18 protein-coding genes are annotated in these 22673 nt (G+C 51.2%); 14 read left to right on the top strand and 4 right to left on the bottom strand.

Going from position 1 to position 22673, the window contains the following annotated elements:
- Nucleotides 1–63: 63 nt before the first annotated feature.
- The 5 genes from M4D81_RS31875 to M4D81_RS31855 all read left to right on the top strand — a co-directional run bounded on the left by M4D81_RS31875 (nucleotide 64) and on the right by M4D81_RS31855 (nucleotide 7165).
- A complete protein-coding gene (locus tag M4D81_RS31875; RefSeq protein WP_260069332.1) occupies nucleotides 64–1749 on the top strand; it encodes a type 2 periplasmic-binding domain-containing protein in 1686 nt (561 codons plus the stop codon).
- A 173-nt stretch (nucleotides 1750–1922) separates the two neighbouring features.
- Complete coding sequence (locus M4D81_RS31870; RefSeq protein ID WP_113058258.1) at nucleotides 1923–2813, top strand: ABC transporter permease; 891 nt, start codon at nucleotides 1923–1925, stop codon at nucleotides 2811–2813.
- 21 nt (nucleotides 2814–2834) lie between these two features.
- Nucleotides 2835–3713, top strand: coding sequence for a carbohydrate ABC transporter permease (locus M4D81_RS31865; RefSeq protein ID WP_113058259.1), 879 nt, complete (start codon nucleotides 2835–2837; stop codon nucleotides 3711–3713).
- Nucleotides 3714–3753: 40 nt separating this feature from the next.
- The gene (locus M4D81_RS31860; RefSeq protein ID WP_311200735.1) at nucleotides 3754–5826 is read left to right on the top strand and encodes a beta-galactosidase; all 2073 of its coding nucleotides are present in this window, start codon (nucleotides 3754–3756) and stop codon (nucleotides 5824–5826) included.
- Nucleotides 5827–6145: 319 nt separating this feature from the next.
- The gene (locus M4D81_RS31855; protein ID WP_235613214.1) at nucleotides 6146–7165 is read left to right on the top strand and encodes a glycoside hydrolase family 53 protein; all 1020 of its coding nucleotides are present in this window, start codon (nucleotides 6146–6148) and stop codon (nucleotides 7163–7165) included.
- A 74-nt stretch (nucleotides 7166–7239) separates the two neighbouring features.
- Here M4D81_RS31855 and M4D81_RS31850 read toward each other — a convergent pair whose 3' ends face one another.
- Nucleotides 7240–7710, bottom strand: a complete 471-nt coding sequence (locus M4D81_RS31850; protein WP_071221887.1) for a MarR family winged helix-turn-helix transcriptional regulator — start codon at nucleotides 7708–7710, stop codon at nucleotides 7240–7242.
- 355 nt (nucleotides 7711–8065) lie between these two features.
- Between M4D81_RS31850 and M4D81_RS31845 the strand changes: the two genes are divergently transcribed.
- Both M4D81_RS31845 and M4D81_RS31840 read left to right on the top strand, forming a co-directional pair.
- Nucleotides 8066–8797 carry an ABC transporter ATP-binding protein gene (locus M4D81_RS31845; protein ID WP_071221886.1) on the top strand — a complete coding sequence of 244 codons (732 nt, stop codon included), beginning with the start codon at nucleotides 8066–8068 and terminating at the stop codon, nucleotides 8795–8797.
- Between the two features lie 14 nt (nucleotides 8798–8811).
- Entirely contained in the window at nucleotides 8812–10074 is a 1263-nt protein-coding gene (locus M4D81_RS31840) for an ABC transporter permease (RefSeq protein ID WP_260069331.1), read from the top strand.
- 390 nt (nucleotides 10075–10464) lie between these two features.
- Here the strand turns inward: M4D81_RS31840 and M4D81_RS31835 are convergent, their stop codons facing one another.
- Nucleotides 10465–11742 (bottom strand): BaiN/RdsA family NAD(P)/FAD-dependent oxidoreductase, encoded by a 1278-nt coding sequence (locus M4D81_RS31835; protein ID WP_260069330.1) that lies wholly within the window; start codon nucleotides 11740–11742, stop codon nucleotides 10465–10467.
- A gap of 211 nt (nucleotides 11743–11953) precedes the next feature.
- On the opposite strand from M4D81_RS31835, the gene M4D81_RS31830 reads away from it, so the two are divergent.
- The 3 genes from M4D81_RS31830 (at nucleotide 11954) to nadE (ending at nucleotide 15357) form a co-directional block, all read left to right on the top strand.
- On the top strand, nucleotides 11954–13678 hold the full coding sequence (locus tag M4D81_RS31830) for a two-component system sensor histidine kinase NtrB (protein WP_260069329.1): 1725 nt from the start codon (nucleotides 11954–11956) through the stop codon (nucleotides 13676–13678).
- Between the two features lie 325 nt (nucleotides 13679–14003).
- Nucleotides 14004–14438 carry a BrxA/BrxB family bacilliredoxin gene (locus M4D81_RS31825; RefSeq protein WP_071220893.1) on the top strand — a complete coding sequence of 145 codons (435 nt, stop codon included), beginning with the start codon at nucleotides 14004–14006 and terminating at the stop codon, nucleotides 14436–14438.
- 109 nt (nucleotides 14439–14547) lie between these two features.
- Nucleotides 14548–15357 carry an ammonia-dependent NAD(+) synthetase gene (gene nadE, locus M4D81_RS31820; protein ID WP_071220892.1) on the top strand — a complete coding sequence of 270 codons (810 nt, stop codon included), beginning with the start codon at nucleotides 14548–14550 and terminating at the stop codon, nucleotides 15355–15357.
- Nucleotides 15358–15430: 73 nt separating this feature from the next.
- Here nadE and M4D81_RS31815 read toward each other — a convergent pair whose 3' ends face one another.
- On the bottom strand, nucleotides 15431–15982 hold the full coding sequence (locus M4D81_RS31815) for a dihydrofolate reductase family protein (RefSeq protein WP_194540896.1): 552 nt from the start codon (nucleotides 15980–15982) through the stop codon (nucleotides 15431–15433).
- A gap of 191 nt (nucleotides 15983–16173) precedes the next feature.
- Between M4D81_RS31815 and acpS the strand changes: the two genes are divergently transcribed.
- The 3 genes from acpS (at nucleotide 16174) to M4D81_RS31800 (ending at nucleotide 19043) form a co-directional block, all read left to right on the top strand.
- Nucleotides 16174–16569, top strand: a complete 396-nt coding sequence (acpS, locus tag M4D81_RS31810) for a holo-ACP synthase (protein WP_260069328.1) — start codon at nucleotides 16174–16176, stop codon at nucleotides 16567–16569.
- A gap of 25 nt (nucleotides 16570–16594) precedes the next feature.
- A complete protein-coding gene (gene mutY, locus M4D81_RS31805; RefSeq protein WP_260069327.1) occupies nucleotides 16595–17743 on the top strand; it encodes an A/G-specific adenine glycosylase in 1149 nt (382 codons plus the stop codon).
- Nucleotides 17744–17807: 64 nt separating this feature from the next.
- Nucleotides 17808–19043 carry an MFS transporter gene (locus M4D81_RS31800; RefSeq protein ID WP_260069326.1) on the top strand — a complete coding sequence of 412 codons (1236 nt, stop codon included), beginning with the start codon at nucleotides 17808–17810 and terminating at the stop codon, nucleotides 19041–19043.
- A 102-nt stretch (nucleotides 19044–19145) separates the two neighbouring features.
- Here the strand turns inward: M4D81_RS31800 and M4D81_RS31795 are convergent, their stop codons facing one another.
- On the bottom strand, nucleotides 19146–19754 hold the full coding sequence (locus M4D81_RS31795; RefSeq protein ID WP_260069325.1) for a superoxide dismutase: 609 nt from the start codon (nucleotides 19752–19754) through the stop codon (nucleotides 19146–19148).
- Between the two features lie 327 nt (nucleotides 19755–20081).
- Here M4D81_RS31795 and M4D81_RS31790 point away from each other — a divergent pair, with 327 nt between their 5' ends.
- Nucleotides 20082–22649: a hypothetical protein gene (locus tag M4D81_RS31790; protein ID WP_260069324.1), complete on the top strand. Its 2568-nt coding sequence runs from the start codon at nucleotides 20082–20084 to the stop codon at nucleotides 22647–22649.
- The last annotated feature ends 24 nt before the right edge of the window (nucleotides 22650–22673 follow it).

The raw sequence follows: 22673 nt of genomic DNA, 5'->3' as shown, positions 1-22673 counted from the left end.
CGGCTGCCGGCCCCTCTATAATTAAACATGTAATCCATAAGGTGGTAGAAGGGGGATTTAGATATGAACGCTAGAAGAAAGAAATGGTTCCCGATCCTGGCTGCGTCCTTGCTGTTGGCCGGATCCTTGGCCGGATGCTCCGGGAGCGAGCCGAAGCCGGAAGCGGCACAGCAGCCAGCCGAATCTAAAACTGAAAACGTCTACAAAGACAAATACGATCCGGAAGTTACGATTACGACGGTGTGGGGCGTCGATCCAACGCTGCAATTCAAGAATGGGGAAACGATCGAGAACAACGTGGCTACGAAGTGGGCCAAGGAGAAGTTCGGCATCAACATCAAATCGCTGTGGTCCATTACGGATACCAACGGCGCTTTTGCAACCAAGCTGCGTCTGGCTATGTCCTCCGGACAGGAGATGCCGGATATCGTCACGCTCGGCACCGAAAATCAGCAGCTGGCCCAGGATTTAATCGATTCCGGCATGTTTGCCGAGGTAGGCACGCTGTTTGACCAGTATGCATCGGAAACGTGGAAGAACGCGATGAATCTGGATTCCAATGTGTGGAATCAGTACAGCCGGGACGGTAAGCGAATGGGGCTTCCGGTACTGGATTTTGCCTATAATCACGACTATGTATTATGGATCCGGCAGGATTGGCTGGACAAGCTGGGGATGAGCGCACCGAAGACGATGGATGAGCTTGAGCAGGTGATGGAGGCCTTCAAGAACCAGAACCCTTCCGGTCTAGCCCCGGACAAAGTCACCCCGCTCAGCATTGGCTTCAAAACGTCCATGAGCACCTGGATGGGCGATCCGTCCTGGATATTCGGCGCTTACGGAACGCTGCCGCAGCAGTGGAACGTGGCTGAGGACGGAAGCCTGGAATATGGCTCGGTTCATCCAGGCATGAAGGAAGGCTTGGCGAAGCTGAACGAGTGGATGAATAAAGGGTATATTCCGAAGGAAGCCGCACTGTGGGATGAGAATAAGACTGCCGAGCCGGCTGTAGCCGGAACGGCCGGGATCATTCCGGGGCCCTATTGGATGAGCGGCTGGCCGCTGATCGATACCGTGAAGAATGCGCCGGAAGCCGTCTGGAAGCCTGTGCAAATTCCGGCTGGTCCTGACGGCGCTGCGATGCGGCATGGAACGCAGTATACAAATGGCGTTACCCTGATCCATAAAGACATGGAGCATCCTGAAGCTTTCTTCACGTATCAGAACTACCTGTTTGATAACTTTGCCGTGTCCAAGGAAGGCGGCGAATTTGCCAATGGACTGTTTGAAGGTTATGACTTCGAGCTCGATGCCAATGGCGAAATGGTTCCGAACGATCAAATCGAAGGCGGTTATGTCAATGTCGTCCGTTATTTGCTGGTCCGCGACGGCGCCCGGATTCCGGACGAGCAGATGAAAGCGCTGCTGAAGCTGGCAAAAGGGGAAAAGCCGGAGAGCCGTCTCGAAAAAGATGTCGCGGTCAACTATGGCAAGGATACGCCGGCCGCTGCCGAGGTGCTCCTCTCCCAAGAGGAGATCTCCAAGAAGAACATGTTTACGGGACCGGTTACCGCCACCATGAAATCGAAGTGGGATTATCTGCTGAAGATCGAGAATCAAACCCTGAACGAGATCATTTACGGCAAGCAGCCGGTTGAATCGTTTGATAAATTTGTAGAGACGTGGAAAGCCGGAGGCGGTGAACAGATCACCAAAGAGGTTAACGAATGGTATCAAAGCGTGAAGTAGTTATGGTTACCGATTAATGAAGGGCGGCCTGCCAAAGGCCGTCCTTTTTGTGCCATTGGAGTCGCCGCAAATTGATTGCTATCGTGCCATGAATATTGGTTTTGTGGGCTACTGCGTCCCGTGGGACGGGTCCTATAATCAAGAGGTAGATTGATTTAACGGGAGGATCTTGGATGAAGAGGATGAAAAAAACATGGCCTTTCCACGTCATGCTGCTGCCGGCCCTTATCTGTCTGTTCTTATTCAGTTATTTGCCGATGGGCGGCATCATTATGGCTTTTCAGGACTATAAGCCGTGGGAGGGCGTTGGCGGCTCCGCATGGGTGGGCTTGGACAATTTCCGTTATTTGTTTGAAAGGCAGGACAGCATGCAGGTCATATGGAACACCTTGGTCATCGCGGTGATGAAAATCGTGTTCAATCTGCTGATTCCGTTCGTGTTTGCCATCCTGCTGAATGAAATCCGAAAAACGGCGCTTCAGCGGAGCATCCAGACGATGGTGTATTTGCCCCACTTTTTGTCCTGGGTCATCCTGGGCGGAATTTTGATCGAAATGCTCGCCGTGGACGGCTTTGCCAATCGGATTCTGGCGGCCGTCGGCATCGATCCGATCTTTTTTCTCGGAGACAATAACTGGTTCCGTTTCACGGTGATCGTGTCTGACGTATGGAAGGAGTTTGGCTACAATACGATTGTATTCCTGGCTGCGCTGGCCGGTGTCAGCCCGACCTTGTACGAAGCTGCGGAGATGGATGGAGCGGGACGCCTGAAGCAAACGCTTCATATCACGATCCCTGCCATGATTCCCATCACGATCGTTGTCGGAACATTGGCGCTTGGCAACATCCTGAATGCCGGGTTTGACCAAATCTTCAACCTGTACAATCCGCTGGTATACGAGAAAGGCGATATTATCGATACCTTTGTATACCGTACAGCAATCCTGAATGGCGAGATGGGGTTTGGAACGGCCATCGGCTTGTTTAAATCGGTGATCAGTATGGCCCTTATTCTCGTATCCTATCGGCTGGCCTACAAGTGGGCGGGCTACCGTATATTCTAGCAGAGCGAAAGAGGGAGAGCCATGTACCATAAAACGATGGAATACCGCATATTTAACGTGTTTAATACCTGCTTGCTTGTCGCGCTGGCCATTCTCTGCATCATTCCGCTGCTTCATGTGCTGGCGATTTCGTTCAGCTCCAAAGCCGCTGCTGACGCCAGTCTGGTGGGATTATGGCCGGTCGATTTTTCGCTGGAGGCTTACAAGAAAACGATTAATAACCCGGCGTTTTTGCACTCGATCTGGATCTCCATTGCGCGTACCGTATTAGGAACGGCTCTAACGCTTGCCGTAACGTTCCTGGCCGCGTACCCGCTGTCCAAGGAGAACCGCGTCTTCCGCAGCCGCAGTATTTATTCCTGGCTGTTTGTGTTCAGCATGGTGTTTAATGGCGGCCTGGTGCCATTCTATATCGTGATTCAGAAGCTGGGCTTGATCAACTCCTTCTGGGTGCTGGTCATTCCCGGCACGGTGAATACCTTTCTGGTGATCCTGATGCTGAACTTCTTCAGGGGGATTCCGAAAGAACTGGAGGAAGCGGCTTTCATCGATGGAGCCGGCCATTTCAAAACGCTGTTTAAGATTTATTTGCCGATCTCGCTGCCCTCGATTGCCACGATTGCGCTGTTCAGCATGGTGTTCCATTGGAACTCATGGTTTGACGGGCTGCTGTATCTGAACAATGCCAAGGACTTCCCGCTGGCGACCTTCCTGCAGACGGTTATTATCCAGCGAGACATGAGCTCGATGAGCATGAGCCCGAAAGAGATGGAGCTGTTGTCCCAGACGACGGTGAATGCCGCACAGATCTTTATCGGCGCGGCGCCCATCCTGCTGGTCTATCCTTTTTTGCAGCGTTTTTTCGTTAAAGGGATGACGCTGGGCTCTGTCAAAGAATAAGAGATGCAAACATAACAGGAAACAGGAGGTTTAACCTACTATGAAACGAACGTTTAATCCGATTAGCTCGCGCGTTCCGCACATGCTGCATGGCGCCGATTATAATCCGGAGCAATGGCTCCGTTATCCCGAAGTCCTCGAAGAAGACATCCGGCTGATGAAGCTGGCGAATTGCAATGTGATGTCCATCGGCATTTTTTCATGGGTTTCATTGGAGCCCGAGGAAGGGGTATTCACGTTTGATTGGCTTGACGGCGTATTGGACCGCTTTGCCGCCAATGGAATTTATGCCTTTCTGGCAACGCCAAGCGGCGCAAGACCGGCCTGGATGTCGGAGAAGTATCCCGAGGTGCTGCGCGTAAGCGAGAGACGGGTCCGTAACCTGCACGGTTTCCGGCATAATCACTGTTATACTTCGCCGGTCTATCGGGAGAAGGTCCATACGATCAACAGGAAGCTTGCGGAGCGGTATGGCAACCATCCAGCCGTGATCGGCTGGCATATCTCGAACGAGTTTGGCGGCGATTGCCATTGTGACTACTGTCAGGACGCATTCCGGTCTTGGCTGCAGGCGAAGTACGCCACGCTGGATGAGCTGAACCATGCCTGGTGGACCGCATTCTGGAGTCATACGATTACGACATGGAGCCAGGTTGAATCCCCGGCACCACACGGAGAGACGCAGGTCCATGGAATGAACCTGGATTGGAGACGGTTTGTAACCGATCAGACGGCGGATTTCATCCGGCACGAAATGGAACCCCTCCGCAGGGTCAATCCGTCCCTTCCGGTTACGACGAACCTGATGGAATATTTTGAAGGACTGAATTACTGGAAGTTTGCCGATCTGCTGGACGTGATATCCTGGGACAGCTATCCGACCTGGCATGACCAGGGCGGGGATGATGCTGTGCAGGCAGCCCGCGTTGCCATGATGCATGATATCATTCGTTCGATCAAAGGCGGACAGCCTTGGATGCTGATGGAGAGCACGCCAAGTCTGACCAACTGGCAGCCGGTGAGCAAGCTGAAGCGTCCGGGTATGCATTTGCTGTCTTCCATGCAAGCCGTTGCCCATGGTTCGGATACGGTGCAATATTTTCAATGGCGAAAGAGCAGGGGATCGAGCGAGAAGCTGCACGGCGCCGTCGTCGATCATGTCGGTCATGAACACACCCGGGTGTTCAGCGATGTGGCCAAGGTCGGGGACTATCTCAAGAAGATGGATGCCGTTGTAGGAACAGGCATTCCGGCGGAAGCGGCGGTCATTTTTGACTGGGAGAACCGCTGGGCCATCAACGATGCCCAGGGTCCGCGGAACAAGGGAATCAAGTATGAGGAGACCGTGCAAGATCATTACCGGGCTTTATGGGAGTTGGGAGTCCCGATCGACGTCATCGATATGGAGCAGGACTTCTCCAGATATAAACTTTTGGTAGCGCCCATGCTGTATATGGTACGCCCAGGCGTGGGCGAGCGGATTCAACAATTTGTGGAAGCGGGCGGCACGTTTGTTGCAACGTATTGGTCGGGAATCGTCGACGAGTTTGACCTTTGCTTCCTTGGCGGATTTCCGGGGCCCCTCCGTAAGACGCTCGGCGTATGGTCGGAGGAAATCGATGCTCTCCATGATCACGATGTCAATGGCATCATAACGAATGACGGAGGGGGGCTTGGCTTGGCCAAAGCTTATGAAGCCATTGAGCTCTGCGACCTCATTCATCTGGAGACGGCGGAGGCACTGGCCGTTTACTCATCCGATTTTTATGCGGGACGGCCTGCTTTGACAGTCAATCAGCTGGGGAAGGGCCGGGCTTATTATATTGCCTCCCGGAACAAGGAGCCGTTTCATTCCGATTTTTACAGGAAACTCGTTGAACAGACTGGTGTCCGCCGGGCGCTGCCGGTGGAGCTGCCTCCGGGCGTTAGCACATCCATTCGTACGGATGGAGAGTCGGACTACATTTTCGTGATGAATTTCTCTGGCGAAGCGAAGCGGGTCACGCTGGACGGAACCCGGTACAGCGATTTTATCTCAGGCGAAGCCATAGGGGCTGAACTTGTGTTGGCTCCTTATGGAGTGAAGGTGATCATGAAAGGCGGGAGTTCGTAAGCCGTCTTAGCTTTCGATGCTCCGATTCGTTTCACAACATGCCTCCTCCAGGGACAGGTGCCTTCGTACAGTGTCTGTCCTTTCTTCATATACCGCGCAGCTTTTGTCTATACCATATGATCGTCTTATCCGCACCGGATCTGACATTTCACCCCTTTGCGCACGGGGTTCATTTTGCTTGGAAAAGGACCGGAAATGTTGGCATTATGCCCTGTGGCTTCATTTGGAGAGCGCTTACAATAGGGATGTCACTTGCGCAGTGAACGAAAACCAAGGAGGTATCATGATGACTGAAGTTGCGAAAGGAGTTTGGTTCAGGATGTTTCTATGCGTATCGATGCTTGCGTTATCGTTTGGCTTTACGGGTAACGGCTCAGCCGAGGCGGCGCCTGCTTTTGCAAAAGGAGCGGACATCAGCTGGGTTCCCGGTATGGAAGCTCAAGGATATAAGTGGAAGGACAAGACAGGGGTTCAGCGCGATATTCTGGACATTCTGAAGAATGATTACCAGATCAATTCCGCCAGGATTCGAGTCTGGGTAAATCCCAATATGAATGATTACATGAACGGCTATCTGAATGCGGAAAAAGCCGCCGAGCTGGCCCAGCGTGCCAAGAATAAAGGCATGAGCATTATGCTTACGCTGCATTACAGCGATTCCTGGGCGGACCCGGGACAGCAGAACAAGCCCTATGCCTGGCGTAATTTTACCTTTCAGCAGCTGATGGATGCGGTCTATTCCCATACCGTCTATGTGATGAACACCATGAAGAATAAGGGCGTGACGCCGGATTGGGTACAGGTCGGCAACGAAACCAACAACGGGATGCTGTGGGAGGACGGCAAAGCTTCGGCGAACATGAAGAATTACGCCTGGCTCGTCAATACGGGGCATAATGCAGTGAAGTCCGTCAGCAGCCAGACCAAGACGATCGTTCATTTATCGAATGGCTACGACAATGAATTGTTCAAGTGGAACATTGGTGGCTTGATCAGCAACGGCGCGAACTTTGATATTATCGGCATGTCGCTGTACCCGGAAGCAGGCGATTGGTCTTCGAAGGTCGATCAAACGATTGCCAATGCCAAAGACATGACCGCCAGATATGGAAAAAGCATCATGATCAGCGAAATCGGCATGGATTACAATCAACCGGAGGCAGCCAAGAGCTTTATCCAGAGCATCAAGACCAAGGTGAGAGGCTTAGCGGGAGGTACGGGGCTGGGCGTGTTCTACTGGGAGCCTGAAGCCACGCCGGGATACAATGCGGGATACAACAAGGGAGCCTGGCAGGCGGACGGGAAGCCAACCATTGCCTTGGAAGGCTTTAAAGACTGAGCGTTTCTAACCAGTACATTGAGCTAGAAGAACCCTGTTTCCGAGAAGGAGAAAGGGTTCTTTTCTTTGTTTTTTCAGCCCTGCTGGCGCACGATTTGTACCTGTTCCGCATGTTTCCCCATTTTACTCAGAAGCCCAATGAGTTGATGTTTCTCTTCCTCATCCAATCCACCCAGGGCATGCTCGATGTGACGTTCATGCAGGGGGTAAAGCTTCTGCATTAATTGCTCTCCGGGTGGAGTCAGCTCGGCGTAAATGACCCTTCTGTCCTCGGGACAGGGTTTGCGGCGCACATAACCTTTTTCAACGAGCTTATCAACCACATAGGTTACGTTTCCGCTCTGCAGGAGCAGCTGTGCCCCGATCTGCTGGATGGGCTGGCGGCCTTTATAGTACAGTACTTCCATTACGGCAAATGAAGTTGGATTAAAGCCTTCGATTTTACTGTTATTCACGACATGTTCGTTGACGCTCTTGAATGACTTGGCAAACACCCGATACAGGTGCATAGCAAGCTGTGTATCGCGTTCATGTGACACCTTCATACATTCTCCCGCCTTTGATATGGACTCATGTCCTGAATTACTTCAAATCTAAGATTACGCTGAAATGAGTAAATTCAACATGTGATTTGTCACAATCCGGCCGAAACATTTTCATTCTCCGCTCGTATCAACTACACCTCCAGCCTGATAAGCCGGAATCAGAGGGATTTCAACCGCTGCTGCTGTTGTGTAAAACGCAGAAATGAACAGAAGGATAAAGCTTTTGGCGCAGGGAGAAAGGGCCACATGGTCCCTGAAACTTTTACAGTATAATGTAAGAATGTTTTGCTAAATGCAACGAATCCTTGTCTATCTGCGTAATACTGAGATAAGGATTAACGGATGGGGTGTTAGGATGCATAAGATTCAAGAGAATGAATGGGATACCGAACCGGTACTGAAGGTGGATATTCAGCAGGCGGGTTACGAACCAGGCCGCCCGCGCATACGGGATATATCCTTTCAAGTGGCACCCGGCGAACTGCTGGGGTTGATCGGACCGAATGGAGCCGGAAAGAGCACGACCATTAAGACGGTGCTGGGGCTGCTTAAAGATAGTAAAGCCGACGTCTTTATTGCAGGTCAGCCGCCCCGATATGCTTACGTTCCCGAGCAGCCGGTGTTTTATGAGGATTTGACGCTGTGGGAGCATCTGGATTTGGCGGCTGCTGCATTTGGAATGGATGATGAACATTTCGAGAGACAGGCCGATCAGCTTCTCCGTCAGTTTGGAATGGAGCCGGTGCGCAATGAACTGCCGGGAGGCTTCTCCAAAGGAATGAAGCAGAAGATGATGCTGATGATCGGATTTCTCTCCAAGCCGGACGTCTATATTGTAGATGAACCGTTTATTGGATTGGATCCCCGGGCCACCCGAGATTTCTTGAATTTGCTGCTTGAGGAGAGAAGTCGGGGAGCCGGGGTATTGATGTCCACCCATGTGCTGGATACCGCAGAGAAAATTTGCGATCGCTTTGTGCTCATATCCGCAGGCCGGATTGCCTCGGAGGGCACGTTGGATCAAATTCGCCAGGCCGCTGATCTTCCCGGCGCATCGTTGTTTGATTGCTTCGATGCGCTGACATGAGGGAGGGAATGGACATGGATCGATCCTATCATTTTAGCCATCCGGGCGCCCTCTTTTGGCGAAGGGTGACCGCTCATTGGAAGAATCAACGCGACAATCTGGCAACCGTGGTCGATTGGATCGTAATGCTGTACATCATTGTTCCGGGTCTGCTGCTGGGAGGCGGGCTCTACCGCGAGTTATGGACGAGCCCGCTTCCCGGATGGGCCCAGTTCTTTCCGCTGCAGGCGGTGGTAGGCCTTCTGCTCTTTATGTTCTCAGGTAGAGTGCTGCTGTTCCTGGAAGAGGCTGACGTATTGTTTCTTCGCCAGCAGCGAGGCTGGATGAAGGGGTTAATGATCAGGGGCATGGCATACAGTCATACGGTCTCAGCGATAAAGGGATTGGTCGTTACAGTGCTTGCGCTGCCAATTCTGGTCAGGGAACTTGAGATAACCGGCATTGCCCTGGTGACCTTGCTGATGATGACGGCTGTATGCGCCTGGTGCGCGAATTTATTAACCGCCATGATTCGCTCCAGTTATAAAGGCTGGCGGAAACATGGAATGACTTATCTCGTACGCTGGCTCTCATTTGGACTGTTAGCGTTGCTTGTTACATTTTGGCTGGAGTCCTATGCTGTATTGTGGACAGCTGCCTTGATTCTGCTTATGGTTCTGTTTCTTCTTAGCCGCAAGCGGCTTGCCATGCAAGGAACCTTCATCGCAGATGCGCGTGAGGATGCGAAGACAAGGGTCCAGCTGACGGAGAAGCTGCTCGTTCAAGCCGTCGGCAAACCACCAAGTGTACGAAGCAATACCTGGTTTATGCGCAAGTCCGGCCGATTGTTCAAAGGTACAGCGGAGAAGAGGCTGGCCGATGCGGGGGTAAAGGCGATTGTGCGCCACCCTGAGAGCTTGTTATTGTACATTCAGATTACGCTGGTCGGCATTCCGGCTGTCTGGCTGCCGCCGCCGATCATCAAAATCATCGTATACCTTGCTCTGGTATTGATGATGTCGCATTGGCTGAATACAAGATGGGCGGTGTTCGCCAAAGCCGAGTTTATGCAGGTGCTCCCGTTTACGAATCAGCAGCATCGTTCGGCTGGTGTCCTCGCGGTCCGGACCTTGCTCGCTCTTCCCGCATTTCTTTATTCCCTCGTGGCTGGGCTAACGCTTTTGCAAGGGGGAATGGGATGGCTCGCCGTGCTTGCACTGACTGTGCTGGCAGTCATGGTAGCGCCATCGCTCATGTCTTGGCCAGTCTACAAAGAGGAGAGACACCCGCAACAATAATAAAAAGCGTGCTGGAATGCTCCAAGGGATGGGGCATACAGCGCGCTTTTATTCATTATAGCAGAAAGTATAAACTTCGAAGCTAGTGACTTCCTGATATCGCAAGAAAAACCTCATCTAACCGCGGTCTGTCATCTGTGAAAGTACGTCGATAGACGTTTTTCTTATAGATATCAGAAAGTATGAACTTCGAAGCTAGTGACTTCCTGATATCGCAAGAAAAACCTCATCTAACCGCGGTCTGTCATCTGTGAAAGTACGTCGATAGACGTTTTTCTTATAGATAGCAGTAAGTATAAACTTCGAAGCTAGTGACTTCCTGATATCGCAAGAAAAACCTCATCTAACCGCGGTCTGTCATCTGTGGAAGTACGTCGATATACGTTTTTCTTATGATTTACTTACCGCTGCTGCTTCGGCAGCATGCTTGCCTGCCGTATAACCGGTTGCAAAGGCGGCTGTAATATTGTAACCGCCGGTGTATCCGTGAATATCCAGAATTTCACCGCAGAAGAAGAGGCCGGGCATCAGCTTGGATTCCATGCTTTTGGGCTGGATTTCCTTGAGGCTGACGCCGCCGCCTGTCACGAAGGCCTCCTTCAGCGAACGGGTGCCCGACGCGCGGAACATGAACTTTTTTAGAATCGAGATAAAGGTTGTCAGCGCCGGTTTGGAGATACCGCTGCAGATCATGTCGCTGTCGATGGAGGATTTGGATAGCAGCAGGGGGATCATTCGTTCCGGCAGCATGCCCTTGAGCACGTTTTTGATGCTTTTTCTCGGCTCATCCTCCAGCCGTCCTTTGAGTTCGGCCTCAAGCTCCGCTTGGGAGCGATCGGGGAACATATCGATGGCCATGTCCACATTTACGATATCAAACTTCCGCTGCACCTGGCGGATGAATTGACTGCAACGCAGCGCGATCGGACCGGACACCCCGAAATGGGTGAACAGCATATCTCCCCGGTGGGCAATCACATTTTTTCCTTTCGGATTCCAGACGGAGAGCTCCACATCCCGCAGTGACAAACCTTGCAGCTCTTTAGAGGCAATAAAAGGCTCGGTGGAGACGATAGGCACTTCGGTTGGATACAGCTCCGTGATCGTATGTCCTGCCGCCTCAGCCCAAGGATACCCGTCCCCCGTCGAACCGGTTTGCGGCACAGACTGTCCGCCGGTTGCAATGATCACGCAGGAAGACTTGATCACTTCCCCGGATTTCAGTTCGATCCCGGCCGTCCGGCCGTTCTCATAAAGAACTCTTTTCACCGGACTGTTTGTCCGGATGTCGGTGCCGAGCTCCTTCACTTTGCCAATCAAGGCATTCACGACACTGGAGGCTTTATCCGTCACAGGAAACATGCGCCCATTGTCTTCTTCTTTGAGGCGAATGCCAAGGCCCTCGAAAAAAGACATGATATCCTTATTGTTCCAATGCTGAAAAGCACTATATAGAAAACGGCCGTTTCCCGGGATGTTGGCAATCAATTCATCCTGTTCTTTGGCATTCGTCACATTGCATCTTCCGCCGCCCGATATGCCAAGTTTACGGCCTAGTTTATCTCCTTTGTCAATCAGCAGAACGGAAGCTCCTCTTTCCCCTGCCGCAACACAGGACATCAATCCGGAAGGTCCGCCGCCGACGACAATAATATCATATTCAAGCATGTTTGCTCATAGCTCCTTTGGGGGTATATCAATTAATAGATGAATCTTATTATATAGGATTTTTGCGAATTATCCCAAACCTCATGAATAGGACATAGGATGTAGTTTACCCGGGCTTCGAAAGAGAAATTACAAGATATTGTAATATGATGTCGCCTATGCTTTAATCAGAAATATTAGATGCGTCGTCCAATTGAGGTGATCGATCACTGTGCTGAGCCTATGGAAAGATATTTTGCTGCAAGTTTTGCTGTCTGGTACACTCATCTTTCATCTGCCGCTTCTCCTCGACAGACATCTAAAGTGCCTGAACAAGAAGAATCCGGATGATCTGCTTCGATTTCGCAAACATATTGTCATTGCATGCGGAATCAGCACTGTATTATGTGTCTTGATCTCGGCCATGAACGATTATTACGTACCGATCAACCTTGGCGTAATTCCGTTATTTTTAGGCATATTATATGGAGGTCGTCGTTCAGGGCTATTTCTTGCAGCTGTGTATATCACAAGCCAAGGGCTGATTAATGGTTGGTCCACGATCGGCCTCATTCTGAATATGCTGGTTCTGGGATATTCGCTATTACCTTGGATCACCTCTAATTTCAGGAAAGGCTCCATGACCGAGAAGATTTGTTGGCTGTGGAGCGCGCTTATTCCGGCCATGCTGATTATTGTAGCCTCCCACGCGATTGAAGGTAAGGTTAAGAATGATAATCTGAATCCGGATACGATATTGGTGACCATTTTGTATATGCTGATCGGCATTTTTTATTCTGGAATGATTGTGTATTGGATCGAATTAACCAATGAGCGTCTGGGCGCGGGCCAATATGATGTGAAGAACAGAGAGTGGTCATCGTTAACCAAAATGATGGAGATGATTCCTTTAGGGATGGTCGCGGTAGATCGAAGCGGCAATATCATCGCCTTTAATCAACCGCTTATCCGCAGCTTTCGAAACGTGTTTCCCAATCTGTCGACCAAGGATGTTATCGGCAGACCGTTGTTTGACTTATTGGATGGCATGATTCAAAAAGAACATCTGCGCAGTCGGTTTCATAGAGCGATAGATGGAATCGAAAGCACCGGTGAGATTATGCGAAGCGCTACCAGGGTGTATTCCACGGGCATTTATCCGCTTATACATAACGAGAACGGCGACATCTTGGGTGCGGTAGGTATTATGGAAGATATTACGGAGCTGGAGCGGCTTCGGACGGAATTTATTAATGTAGAGCGTTTAAGTTTGGTTGGCCAAATGGCGGCAAGCATTACCCATGAAATTCGCAATCCGATGGCTGTCGTGCGTGGATTCTTGCAGCTGATGCAGGAGAAGAGTCCGGATACGCTGGACCATTATTACCGGATTGTCATGGAGGAGCTCGATCGGGCTAACGGTATCATCAGCGATTTTTTATCCCTCGCCCAAAACCGGGTTGCAGAAAAAGAAGAGTGTCACCTGCATGACATTATACATGAGCTCAGTCCCCTCTTGTGGGCTGACGCGAATTTGCGCGGCCAGAGCATTGAGCTGAAACTCGGAACCGAAATTCCCCATCTGCATCTGAATGCCAAGGAGATGAAACAGCTGATTCTGAACCTGTGCCGAAACGGGATGGAGGCTATGGACGACAAGGGGACGTTGACGATCGAAACCCGGCTCGAAGGGGATCAGGTCCAGCTTTATGTTGCGGATACCGGGATTGGCATCTCCGAGAATGAGCTGGAGCGTTTGTTTGAGCCTTTCTTTACGACGAAGAGCAAGGGAACGGGGCTGGGACTTGCCCTGTGCATGAGCATTGTACAGCGTCATCACGGGACCATTGATGTGAAGTCGCGGCTAGGGGAAGGAACGGTTTTCATTATTTCCTTTCCTGTCCGCTCATTCCCGCAAAGCTTACCGGAAACCGAGAGTGCTGCCGCTTCCGAATAAACGGATTGGTAATTAGGCATTCTAAGGTAGAGCTTAGGGTAAAGGAGGGATTCGGATGAGTAAAAATGATTCCAAACAACAGGAGCAGCAGGAGCGTGAAAACAAAGAGCGCCGTGGCGAGCCCATCGTTGACAAGAAAAAAGATGGGGTAAACTATCCTGCTACCTAGTTCAAAGAATGAAACAATGAAAGACGGGCGGTATCCTATTTTGTGATGCTGCTCGTTTTGTATTTTCTTGCTTTCAATCTTTAGGATTGTATAATATAGATATCGATGAGCTGTTATAATTCGAACAATCTTGTTTATATAAGGAGTGAAGCAGTTATGGGTATGTCTTTTGACCGATATATGCGCGATATGGTTCAACCGATGCGGGATGAGCTGACTAGCTTGGGAATCAAGGAGCTGACAACACCTGAAGAGGTGGAGGAAGTGCTTCCGGCAGCGAAAGGCACAACGCTGGTCGTTGTAAACTCCGTATGCGGATGCGCAGCTGGGCAAGCACGTCCTGGTGTAGCTATAGCGCTTGAGAACCAGGTGAAGCCGGATCATTTGTATACCGTGTTCGCAGGACAGGATAAGGAAGCAACGGCGAAAGCCCGCGAGTATTTTGCTCCGTATCCTCCATCCTCCCCATCGATTGCGCTGTTGAAGGACGGAGAATTGGTGCATTTTATTGAGCGCCATCAAGTGGAGAATCGTTCTGCAGAAGAAATCGCGGCGGATTTGACCGACGCATTCAATCGCTACTGCCAGTAATTCGGCAGTTACATAGGCCCCGAAGCATTCGGCATATTCCGAAGCCGCGGGGCTTTTGTTATAGAAGCACTTCATAAAAGAGAGAACATACTGAAAGGAGTCATCTATCATGAGCCTACAAGAACAAATTATCGCCGAACTGGGTGTCAAACCTACCATTAATGTGGAGGAAGAGGTGCGCAAGCGCGTTGATTTTCTGAAAACCTATGTGAAGAACTCGGGTACTTCCGGATTGCTAATCGCCATTAGCGGCGGGATTGATTCGGCGGTGGCTGCCGGTCTGTGCAAACGGGCTACTGACGAGCTTACGGAGGAGACCGGTAAGGAATACAAGACACTAGGGGTGTTCCAGCCATACGGCGAGCAGGCTGATATTTCCGACAGCTACGCCACGGCGAAGGCCTTCGATTTGAAATATACCGTCGAGACCAATATCGAGGAAGCCGTGAACGAGGTTGCACTGGAGGTAGAGCATGGCCTGAAGAATATCGGCGTCCATAAACATATGAGCATTCCCGGCAAAGGTAATGTGAAAGCAAGGGTGCGTATGGTGGTACAATATGCGCTGGCATTCGAACAGAATTTGATCGTTGTCGGCACGGATCATGCTTCCGAGGCGATTACCGGCTTCTATACCAAGTGGGGCGATGGAGCAGTGGACATTACGCCGCTGAGTTCCCTGAACAAGCGTCAGGTTCGTATGCTCGCATCCTATTTGGGGGTTCCGCAATCGATTCTGGACAAAGCGCCTTCTGCCGGCCTTTGGGAAGGTCAGACAGACGAGAAAGAGCTCGGAATCAGCTACGAGGATAACAGCGATTATCTGGAAGGCAAGACGATCAACCCTGATGTTCAGCAGAAGCTCGAGAGCTATTACAACAAAACCGCGCACAAGCGCAATACGATTCCAGGCATCTAACATACGAATACCCAGCAAATAGCCTTCCGGAGAAATACCCTCCGGAAGGCTATTTATTTAGCGAGGCACTAGGTTAGGTATACATGATGTTGTAGGTCGGTTTGAGAACGCCGTTGGCATATTGCTTCATATCGACCAGTTCGAGTCTTAGCCGGGGTTTGACACTGCCGAACAACGGAACGCCGTCGCCAACGATTACCGGGTTGACCTTTAATACAAGCTGATCGATCAGTTGATGCTGAAGCAGGCTTCCTGCCAATTCCCCCCCGCCGCACAGCCAGAGCTTACCGTCTGTCCGTTGTTTGAGATTATGGATGTACGGGATGGCGTCCTCCTTGACTAACTCAACTTCATCATTGGATTCGAATTCTAATGACCGTGAGAATATATAATGTTTGAGTCCTTTGTAACCAGGTTCACCCGGCTTAGCCCCCATCTTAAATCCAAACTCATAGGTTTTACCGCCCATCAGCACAGCCTCAAACTCCTGAATCTCTGCCAAGAAGTCCGGAACATGCTCCCCATCGAATAAAAAGAGAGTGCGGTCGATCCTCCCATCCATCATGGCTTGATCTGCGATAAAATAGTCAAGCGAAACGGCAACGTGATAAATCAATGAGCCCATAATATGCTTCCCCCTCACATCATGCTATTTTGTACAGTCTATATGGATAAAATTTGAAACACAACAATTTTATTTAATTCATTTTGTTGTAACACCGTTGGTCTCGCGTTGAGGTACATCGACTGATACAATAAGTAGGAGTTTATTTTTTTGGACAGGAAGACTGGATCCATGAAGGAGAGCGGACGATTGTGATCTACGGAATCGGACATGACGTGCTGGACATGAAGCGAATGGAGATGTTAATGACAGGCCCGCATGGAGAGAGGTTCATGCAGCGCGTGCTTACGCAGGGCGAGCAGGTCATTGCCGCAGGCAAGGGGGCGAAACGCACGGAGTTTGTTGCCGGGCGCTTTGCTGCCAAAGAGGCGATATCCAAAGCCTTTGGCTCCGGAATCGGGGGTGTAATCGGGTTTCGTGACATCGAAGTGCTGCCGGGTGCTCTTGGCAGGCCTGAGGCACGTTTATCCCGGGAAGCCTGGGACCGCCTTGGAATGGAGGAGTCCGCCCATTATGCGATTCATTTGACGATTTCGCATCAGGCCACGCTGGCTTCCGCTTTTGCCGTGGTTGAGAAGATAAAGTAAGGTTAACGAAGGAGATTACTTATAGATGTATAATAAGGAACACAAACAATACTTCAGCCACGAGCTGCTGGATTGGTATGAGATCAACAAAAGGGATTTGCCTTGGCGCAGGCACCGCGATCCCTACTATATATGGGTATCTGAGATCATGCTGCAGCAGACCCGGGTGGACACGGTAATTCCTTACTTCCACCGGTTTATTGAACGGTTTCCAACGATTCAGTCGCTTGCGGATGCGCCGGAGGACGATGTATTGAAATGCTGGGAGGGCCTCGGCTATTATTCCCGGGCACGCAACCTTCAGGCTGCCGCCAGGCAGGTGACAGAGCAGTATGGTGGCGTTATGCCGAGCGGCAAAGAAGAAGTGTCGGGACTTAAAGGCATTGGTCCATATACCTCGGGTGCCATTCGCAGCATCGCATTTAACATTCCTGCCGCAGCAGTGGACGGTAACGTCATGCGTGTGCTGTCCCGCTTTTTTTTGATTGAAGAAGATATTATGAAGGTGAAAACCCGGACCAAGATGGAGGATCTGGTGCTGATGCTGGTTCCGGACGGGCGAGCATCGGATTTCACTCAGGCGCTGATGGAACTGGGGGCGTTGATCTGTACGCCGAAGTCTCCTAAATGTCTGGTATGTCCGGTGATGGAGCATTGTACAGCGCGGTTTGAGGGCAAAGAGGAGTCCCTTCCTATTAAGACGAAGGCCAAGCCGCCGCGCCCTGAATACCGCCTTACGGCGATTGTAGAGGGCACCGGCGTGCACGAAGGGAAGATTCTGATCCGTAAGCGTCCATCTACCGGTTTATTGGCAGGGATGTGGGAGCTGCCGCATGTAATTGTATCGACCGAAGGGAGCGGCGTACCGGCCACGATGTCCGAGGAGACAACGATGAACCGCTTGAGGGATGCCCTACTGGAAGAAGGGGTTCCGGTTCTGCCGATCGGCCATGTGATGGACGCTGAGCATACCTTTAGCCATATTCAATGGAATATGGGCGTGTACCGCTGTAAGTGGCACGAGGTGCCGCCAGCAGCCCTGCAAGCAGCAGAGAGTGCAGCGGCTTATGAGACAGGCGAAGAGAACTTTCGCTGGATTCACGTGCATGACATGGAACGCTACGCATTTCCGAATGTGTTCATTCGGATTTTGAACTCGTATTTCTCATCTTGAAGCCGAAAATACCCTTGGAATGGGGATATCATAATAAAACGGCTCGTAAGGAGTAGTGGAGATTTTGCATACCTGGAAGAATGCGCTTCTTTACATTTTTGGCATCGGGGTCTCCAATCTGGGAAACTGGATCTATCTGGTTGCCATCAATTTGCTTGTGCTGCACATGACAGGTTCTCCTGCGGCGGTGGCTGGATTATTTATCATCCGACCGCTCGCAACCCTGTTTATCAACTCCTGGGCGGGCAGTATGATTGACCGGGCGAATAAGCGCAGGCTTATGGTCACCACCGATGTGATTCGGGGGATTTTGATTGCCATGATCCCCTTTATTTCATCGGTTTGGGGTATCTATTGCATCATGTTTCTGATTAACGTAGCGGGCGCTTTCTTCGGGCCTACGTCCATGACTTATATAACGAAGCTGATACCGGGAGAGGAACGAAAGCGGTTCAACGCATGGTCCAGCTTTACAACATCCGGAGCGGTGCTGCTTGGACCCGCCATATCCGGCCTTTTGATCGCTTATACGGACATTCGGGTTAGTATCTTCATCAATGCCGTATCATTCTTCATCTGCGCGCTTGTCATTTACTTCCTTCCCGATGTGGATGGAGAGGAGAACGCGGGCAATGGACGTGATGCCATCACGATGAAGATGCTCCTTCGGGATTGGGCAGCGGTTATTCATTTTGGGAAAGCGGCGAAGTATTTTATGCTCGTATACCTGTTGTTTCAATCTGCCATGCTGCTCGGCTTCGCGCTCGATTCCCAAGAGGCTACCTTTATTAAACAGGTGCTGTTCCTCGGAGACGAGGATTACGGACTACTCGTCAGCGTAGCCGGAGCGGGGTATCTGGCTGGCTCAGCGGCTGCGTCTCTAACAGTCAAATGGCTGTCATTGCGCATGTTTATCGGGGCTGGTGTGCTGCTGTCGAGTGCCGGATATATGATCTTCTATGCCGCATCCGGCCTCCTGACGGCAGTTATCGGCTTTATCGTGTTTGGTTTCTTCACTTCGTATGCGAATGCGGGATATACCACTTTTTTTCAAAATCACGTGCCTATTGATCTGATGGGGCGTTTTACGAGCGTGACCCGCTTGTTGGAAGGGATGCTGCAGATTCTGTTAACGCTTCTGCTCGGTTTTGTCGCCGCTGCCTGGCCGCTGCAGACCGTATGCCTGATCGGTGCAGGTGCAGCCGTCCTGATCTCGGTCATCCTGCTCGCGGTCATCTATACGCCGTCCAAGGTCCGCTATTATGAAGCTACCCCTCCACCAGCGGTAAATAACACGTAACAGCATGATATCGATATAAAAAGGCTGCTTTCGCGGTAGACAGGGTCTACAAGCTGAAAGCAGCCTTTTTTTGGTATGATATCGGTTTTTAGTTAAGCGATATTATTTCGCGTTATCGTAACGTTTGCCGACTTCTTCCCAGTTTACTACATTCCAGAATGCAGAAATGTAATCAGGGCGTTTGTTTTGATACTTCAGGTAGTAAGCATGCTCCCAAACGTCCAGGCCGAGGAGAGGAGTTTGACCTTCCATGATCGGGCTGTCTTGGTTTGGTGTGCTGGTTACTGCCAGTTTGCCGTCTTTAACAATGAGCCAAGCCCAGCCGCTGCCAAAACGGGTTGTAGCCGCTTTTGCGAAATCTTCTTTGAATTTATCGAAGCCGCCGAGCTCGCTGTTGATGGCATCAGCCAATGCGCCAGTCGGTTGTCCGCCGCCGTTTGGTCCGATAACTTCCCAGAACAGGGAGTGGTTAGCATGGCCGCCGCCGTTGTTGCGAACCGCTGTGCGGATGCTTTCCGGTACAGCGTCAAGGTTAGCGATCAGATCCTCAAGGGATTTGCCTTGAAGCTCAGGAGCGTTCTCAAGAGCAGCGTTCAAGTTGGTTACGTAGGTATTATGGTGGCGATCATGGTGGATCTCCATCGTTTGTGCGTCGATATGAGGCTCGAGCGCGTCGTTTGCGTAAGGAAGTGCTGGTAATTGAAATGCCATAGTAAAAACCTCCTGTAAATTTAGTTTTTGGTTATGATGAAAGGGTCTTCCTTCATCAGGAAGTCTTTATCATCCCGGAGAAACGTAATATGTAATCCGGCTACACTACATATATTAAACCGTTTTGGGTGATTAAATCAACTTTTATGTTTGAAAAGTCGACAGAGGGCTAATTTTTTGCACGATGGAACGTTGTTTCGGCGCAATGAATATTAATGGAAAACTTTTCTTTGAAATTTGTCGTTATATATATAGTCTTGAACAAATCTATGATTAAACGTCGATATAGAAGGGATATGTCGAGGTAGAAAGGGGTCGGTACATAACATGAATAGTACAAAGCTCAGAGTGACTGCCATTCTGATGGCTGCCATTCTGGCTGCGGCACCGCAAGTGGAAGCTGCAGCATCTAAGACGCAGCCATCGCAAATCACGAAGTCGACTGCGCAGAAGGGTGCAGCGCTCGCCTGGAGCGTGAAACTTGGCAACAACGTCACGGCAAAGCTTGACCATGCCGACGTATGGCAGCAAACCGGCACGAATGTGGCGGTATTTACACTGACTTATAAAAACGGAGGGAAAAGCGCAGCGCGCCTGGTATCTTATTTTCCCAAGGTGGTGCTTCCCGGCGGTTCGGTGACGGCAGCCAATCCCATTTCCAAGGATCTAACCAAGAAGAAGGTAGAACCTGGGCAAAGCCTGAGTGTAACCTACTATGCGAAGACCGATAGCAGCTCCTTGTCCGGCATGAAGCTGGTGATGGACGTATGGAATCCGCAGGTCAAAGGCTACCTGCAGCGTGTCGGAACGTACAGGATGCCGGCCAACTATTCAGCCGCCGTACCATCCGGTTCGAGCTCCAAGCTGCAACTGGGCGGCAGTCCGGTTACCGTACAGGCTGAATCACTGGAGATCATCAAGTACGACGGGAAAGTCATCGCCAAAGTCGGGATGTATATGACGAACCATGGCGGAAAGGTATGGAATGACCGCGGGTTCGAACCGTATTTGGTGACGGGAAGCGGCAGTTCATTCCTTCTGCGTCATGAGGCAGGGGCCGAGGGTGTGCCTGTTCAGCCGAAAGAAAAGAAACTGGTTTATTACATAACGGAAGTTCCCTCCTATCTTAAAACGACCGGGTTGCGTTTCTTGTGGACCGAAAACGATGAAACGCTGAAGCTGTCGTTGCCGGTCGCATCCTTCAAGCTGCCTGCGGCAACAGCTCCAAAGTGGGATGTCGCGGCTGGCGCGGCCAAGAAGTTGACCATCAAGGGCATTCCGGTCGATGCCAGAATCCGCCAGGCTTCGCTGCGCGCCGCCGGGGGACAGGGCATATGGAGTATCGAGATGGCCTTCAAGAACAAAGGAAAAAAATCGGTGGAGGTTCCGGCCTACGAGTATACGATTAAAGCATCCGAAGGCTCCTTCCATCCTTACACTCCGGATAACAAGGCGGGTTTGACACTCCGTCCCGGGGAAGAGAAAACGATGGTGATGGAAATAACACTTCCGCTTGATCTCAAGCAGGACCGGTTGAAGCTGCAAATGATCGGGGCATCTGGCCCTGTCAGCTCATCCAATCCGCCGGCGGGCTCGGGTGAACCGGGCAGTGAGACGACCACCGAGGTCCAGGAGTCATTGACCCTGCCGATTGCATATTTTGCCATCCCTTACCAAACGGAACGCAAATCATCGATCGGCGTGGAGTACGACGCGCAGACGGCCAAAGGATTTGCGTACACGCTGGAATCCATGCAGCGTCTGCCATGGCAGGATCAGGATCTGATCGTTGCGAAGCTGCGTCTGCGGAATACCCAGGAATCCAAATCGCTGCCGCTGCCTGAGCTTAAAGTAAACGTCACAGCGGACGAAAAAACGACGCTGGCCGGTTCGGAGGTTATTGCGGAGGAGCAGGGTTCCCTGATTCCCCCGGGCTCATCAACCGAGGTATATGTCATGGCGCGAATCCCTTATACCAAGGATATCCGTTCGCTCCGCTTCGAGCTGTTTACGCAGCAGGATACAGCCAAAACGTCGTTCCTTACCATGACCACGTCCGGCATGACGCAGTCGATCAGCACCTTGGAGAAAGGGAAGCCGTATACGGTTACCGCGATTGGTAAGCGCGCCGAGGCACAGGAACGGCGGACGGTCATCTATGAAGGCGTGGACTCCGACATTGTCTATTCCGAGTTCTTGCTGACCAGCAATGAACAGCGCCGCGTTCAAGCAGCAGTGCTGAAGGGGTATTTCCAAAGCACGGATGGCAAGATCTACGAAGCGGAAACCATTCAGCCGGAAGCCTCGCTTCAGCCGGGATCCAAGCAGTCGATCGTCTTTTGGGCCAGAGTGCCGAAGGGGGCTGCAAGCGAATTGGGGCTTGCTCTGGGTACGGCAATGACCGGAGGCAAGCTTGCGGAGACGGGGAAAGACGCTACCGGTGTCATGGGCGTGAAAAAATTGATGCTGAATCCGATCAGACCTGCCGTAAGCTCCGGACTGACGAACCTCGATTGGTATCCTTACCACGTTTCGGTTACGAAAGCGGTAGGACATCTGCAGGAGGGCAGTTCTTCCATTCCGCTGAATATCACGTTTGATGTAAAACGCAGCGAGAGCATCGTTGCGGCGGACTCCGGCCACAAGCTGATTCTAATCATCAAAGACAGCCTCGGACAGACACAGGAGCGTACGCTCACGCCAGGTACCGATATCCAGGTGCCGGGCACCCGGTCGGTGTCGATGGAGCTGTCGGATGAGCAATACAAAAAACTTCGCGGCGGTTGGTTTAACTTAACCCTGGTGGACGAATTCCAGAATGAGCGGATCACGCTCGGCAGCCAAAGCTACAATCTGATATTCACGCCTACTGCAGTTCCTGACGAGGAGAGTTAAATTAAGAACCGGAAAGGAATAGCG

The organism is Paenibacillus sp. p3-SID867, assembly GCF_025142895.1.
GTDB lineage: Bacteria > Bacillota > Bacilli > Paenibacillales > Paenibacillaceae > Paenibacillus_AQ.
The sequence above is the reverse complement of the archived record's forward strand: the minus strand, read 5'-3'. Positions and strand labels throughout refer to the sequence as shown.